Origin of the sequence: Flammeovirga sp. SubArs3 (genome assembly GCF_947387565.1) — a bacterium.
GTDB classification, from domain to species: Bacteria; Bacteroidota; Bacteroidia; order Cytophagales; family Flammeovirgaceae; genus Flammeovirga; species Flammeovirga agarivorans.
The window spans coordinates 1-4,133 of sequence record NZ_CANDOA010000024.1 but is presented as its reverse complement, the minus strand read 5'-3'; the positions used below and the strand labels follow the sequence as shown (position 1 = coordinate 4,133).

Here is a 4,133-nt window from a genome sequence, read left to right as displayed (position 1 = left end):
AAAAACTTTGCCTAACAACAGCTAAAACAGCAAGTTTCGGGTGACGCACCCTCGCTCGCAGTTTAGCCATTACGTTGCCCACTATTATAGAAGATCTACTAATAAAATGAATTTGATAAAATATTTCTTTTTGTCCTTTATTATAATTTCTTGTGTATCTAAAAACGGTGAACAAGAAACTAGAGAAATTAATGAAACTATTGGACAAAATCATACAGATTTATCAAAAGAAGATAATATACTTACTGAAGTAGATACTTCAAATTTTGTAACATCAAATTACGGAATTGGAAAAGTATTACTAAGCTATGATGGTGATCTTCATAGAGGGAATAGCTATCACTTAGAATTTTATGAGTCTCCTAATTCAACTACTGAACCATCAGAAAGGTTAGAGTTAAATTGGAATGAAGAGAACAGAGGTTATGTTCAAGTAAAAGGTAACACATTTATGAAAATCACTGATTACTATATTGATGAACCAGATTACATAATTCATTTTAATTGTCTTGGTTATCAAAATGGTTTTTATGAAGTTGTTGTAAATGAAAAATCACACAAAACTTTATGGATAAAGGAATCTGATAAATTTGTTTTTGAAACATGGACGGAGTATTTGAAAAGCACAATATGTGTAAGTCAACTTAGTATAAAAAATAATCCTGCTAGAGCGTTAGCTGATTCTTCAGCGAATATTGTCTTTGATGAAGAAATGTGTTGGGTAGTCTTAGATTTTAAAGGAAATTGGATTAATGTAAAATATTCACCCTTTGATAAAGATATGGAAGTCCAAGAAAATAAAAATTTCAGAGCATGGATTAAATGGAGAGATGAAGATAAACTTTTAATAAAATATTATCTATCATATTAAATCACAAAACACCTAAACAGTGGGCAACACCAGCTAAAACAGCAAGTCTCGGCCGACACGTCCTCGCTCGCAGTTTAGCAATTTCGTTACCGGTTATTATAGCTTCCGAATTACATAAAGTGCTAAATTCTACTCAATTTAATAAGTTAAAGAAGTTATGGGAATTGAAAAATACGGATTTTCTCAGAATTGGATAAAAATAGGTTTAATTGATCTTAATGAATTTCCTGAACAAGAGAAAAAATTCTTATCAAATTCAGATAATTCATATGAACATTTTAGGTATGAACTACTTGAGAGTTATCTGTATAATAAAAGTTCATTTTCAGATAACGAAATCCATATCTTATTAGATCTGTTACAATTTGAACAAGATATCACAATGTCTCAAACATTTACTTTTCAACTTTATAAATCCACAAAGGTTACTCTTGCCCAAAAAGAACTAATTGGAACGCAACTTTCCAAGTTAAGCGAATGGGGTAATAAAATAGTAGAACGAGAAAAGATTACTTCATCACTAAAAAATATGACTGAAGTTAATCAAGAATTCTTTTCAAAAAGTGTGGAATTTTATATAAAATATAAAGACAAAGTAGTAATTGAATTTCTAATAAAATATTGTAATGATCAAGATCAACTTAAAGAATTATTGAAACTAGGTTTATCAAAAAAACTTAGAAACCAATTAGAGCTTATTCTTAATTCAAATAAGTCAAGTCTTTAAAAAATAATTTAAACAACCGGTAACAACAGCTAAAACTCCATGTGTCGGGTGACGCACCCTCACACGTAGTTTAGCCATCACGTTATATGGAATCATCATCAAACAAACTATGAAAAAACAGATATACTTATTCTTAAACATATTACTTTTCAGTTGCTCAATTGAATCTTCAATTTTATCAGAATCAGCAAGTAAAGGTATTGATGATATCTTAAAATTTTACGGTGGTTACTGTGAATATTCTGTCGGTAAGGTTGTTGCTACAGATGAACCTACAACTACTTATTTTGAAGTGAAATTATCTAAGAGCAAAGGTGTAGAAAAATTTAAAAAAGATTCAAAATTTGCATCGTCGAATATTGCTTATAGACTTTACAGGAATTTGACAAAAGAAGAAAAATCTAATTATTCAGAAATTCGTACAATAATAATTTTTGAAAGTGGAATAACAAAAAAGTATTCTTTTAAGTCTAATGAGTTAGAGACAGTAGACAACAAAACAAAAACAATAGATTTAGTTGTAGATTATTTAAAGGACAAGGATTTTGAGAAAATTTCAACTATTCTAAATGATAGTTCTGTTATAGAATATGATAAAGATGCATTAATCACACAAATGGAAAAAGTTGATTCTAAATATGGAAATATAACTGAAGAAGGGTTTCGGATCTTTGGGTATCGAAAAGTAAAATATAACAGAAAACACAAAAAATATTTAAGGATATCAGGAGCGATTATTAGAGACAATAATTCTAATGAACTTAGTGTTGTAATGGATCCAGAAAAAGAAAACAATGAAGTTCTAACATTAGAATATACAATGTAAAATCCATATAACAACAGCTAAAACTCCATGTGTCGGGTGACGCACCCTCACACGTAGTTTAGCCATCACGTTGGCAATAATAATGAGAACGACTGCAATAATATTAATATTACTAATTTTTTCTCTTAACTCATTTTCCCAATGCCTAGAGCAAAATAAGATTTCATATGGTGGAAATTGGAATAATTATAATTATACATACTTTTGTCCGATATACACATTTTCATTTGGAGGGGATACATCCAAAACCTGGAACATTCTTAACCCCATTGATATAAATAAAATTTCATCTCAGATATTACCTATAAAAAAAGAAGTTGAAAGGCAGATATTGAGTTATTCTGGAAAAGAATTTTTGCAGGATTTGAATTTCTTATCTGTTGAGATTGTTTATCCTGATAGTATTAATAAATTTTCATGTAGAAGACCACAGTACAATATAGACAGGTGTAAAGCAAAATATTTCTTTTACTATAATTATTCACCAATTGAGAATGCTAACTATCATATTGGAATTGCCTTGAATGATTCCCTAGAGATTGTAAATGAATTAATTTTACCTTCAAAAAAAGAATTTAGGCAGATTGATAAAGAATTGACAATATGCAAATTGATTAATTTATCAAAGAGATACAAAAATCAAATTGAACCAATTGAAAAAATTAAATTTGAATACGATGTAAAAACAAAAAGATTTGTTTGGATTCTTTCACAAGGTTTGATTGATAAGAAGGAAGGAATAAACAAATATAATGAAATGATAATTAATGCTTCGGATTCTGAGAAAATTGAATTTAGGGTAAGTAATGTTATCATTACATATTAAAAATAACTATTGCCAACAGCAACTAAACTCCACTCACGGTTGACACAACCGCTCACAAGTTTAGTCATCACGTTGTGCACAAGTTTAAGAGAATCATTATATATAAAATACTAAACAATAAAAATTTATACTTGATGATATTATAAAGCTATTTACTTAACCTTTTGTATGTAAGTAGTTAATACAAAATTTAGAAACATACAGATTTAAAAATTAAGGGATTTAAGAAATAATATTTGATTTTATGAAAGTCCAATACATAATACTAGTATTCATATTTGCATTTCTGTTTCAAACAAATTGTTTTAGTCAGCGAAAGATTGAGGGTACATACTGTAATATGTTTGGAGAAAAAATTGAATTTCTTAGAGATTCAACATTTAAACATACTTGGTGTATTGATTTAGCAAGCAGTTGGACAATTGGCAAATGGAAAATTTATAGAGATACAATTTATCTAACATCTTCATTAATTATGGACACATTGACAATTTTAAATTCAGAAAATACTTTTTTAAAGGATTCACTTGTATTGTCAACTGATGAGAAAATAGATAGAATAGAAAATGTAGAGTATGTAACGACATCAATTTCCGGCGGTGGACAGAATAGGAAACAACCTCCGACAATATTATATTTTAAAAATGGAAAGTTATATAGACTCTTAAATAATAAATTAGACAGTAGAAAGTACAGGGCAAGACTAACTAGTAAGAAATATAAACCTTATTATCAACCTATTAGTAAAAAATAACCAGTGCACAACACCAGCTAAAACTCCATGTGTCGGGTGACGCACCCTCACACGTAGTTTAGCCATTACGTTGAGCACAATTATTAATAAACTAACAACATGCTAAAAAAACTATTTTTTATCTTACTC

Annotated in this window: 5 protein-coding genes; all 5 read left to right on the top strand. The window is 28.7% G+C overall.

The genetic code is table 11. The features are described 5' to 3' along the window. The first annotated feature begins 106 nt into the window (after window positions 1-106). The 5 genes from QL232_RS27165 to QL232_RS27145 all read left to right on the top strand — a co-directional run bounded on the left by QL232_RS27165 (window position 107) and on the right by QL232_RS27145 (window position 4,004). On the top strand, window positions 107-871 hold the full coding sequence (locus QL232_RS27165; protein ID WP_281616491.1) for a hypothetical protein: 765 nt from the start codon (window positions 107-109) through the stop codon (window positions 869-871). 157 nt (window positions 872-1,028) lie between these two features. Continuing rightward, on the top strand, window positions 1,029-1,598 hold the full coding sequence (locus QL232_RS27160; RefSeq protein WP_281616490.1) for a hypothetical protein: 570 nt from the start codon (window positions 1,029-1,031) through the stop codon (window positions 1,596-1,598). Between the two features lie 109 nt (window positions 1,599-1,707). Continuing rightward, window positions 1,708-2,424 carry a hypothetical protein gene (locus QL232_RS27155; RefSeq protein WP_281616489.1) on the top strand — a complete coding sequence of 239 codons (717 nt, stop codon included), beginning with the start codon at window positions 1,708-1,710 and terminating at the stop codon, window positions 2,422-2,424. 82 nt (window positions 2,425-2,506) lie between these two features. Next, the gene (locus tag QL232_RS27150; RefSeq protein WP_281616488.1) at window positions 2,507-3,250 is read left to right on the top strand and encodes a hypothetical protein; all 744 of its coding nucleotides are present in this window, start codon (window positions 2,507-2,509) and stop codon (window positions 3,248-3,250) included. 340 nt (window positions 3,251-3,590) lie between these two features. Then, the gene (locus QL232_RS27145; RefSeq protein ID WP_281616487.1) at window positions 3,591-4,004 is read left to right on the top strand and encodes a hypothetical protein; all 414 of its coding nucleotides are present in this window, start codon (window positions 3,591-3,593) and stop codon (window positions 4,002-4,004) included. Window positions 4,005-4,133: the final 129 nt, after the last annotated feature.

Coding starts and splice junctions, on each gene's coding strand:
- QL232_RS27160 (WP_281616490.1), top strand. CDS start 1,029: ATGGGAATTGAAAAATACGGATTTTCTCAGAATTGGATAAAAATAGGT.
- QL232_RS27150 (WP_281616488.1), top strand. CDS start 2,507: ATGAGAACGACTGCAATAATATTAATATTACTAATTTTTTCTCTTAAC.
- QL232_RS27145 (WP_281616487.1), top strand. CDS start 3,591: ATGTTTGGAGAAAAAATTGAATTTCTTAGAGATTCAACATTTAAACAT.
- QL232_RS27155 (WP_281616489.1), top strand. CDS start 1,708: ATGAAAAAACAGATATACTTATTCTTAAACATATTACTTTTCAGTTGC.
- QL232_RS27165 (WP_281616491.1), top strand. CDS start 107: ATGAATTTGATAAAATATTTCTTTTTGTCCTTTATTATAATTTCTTGT.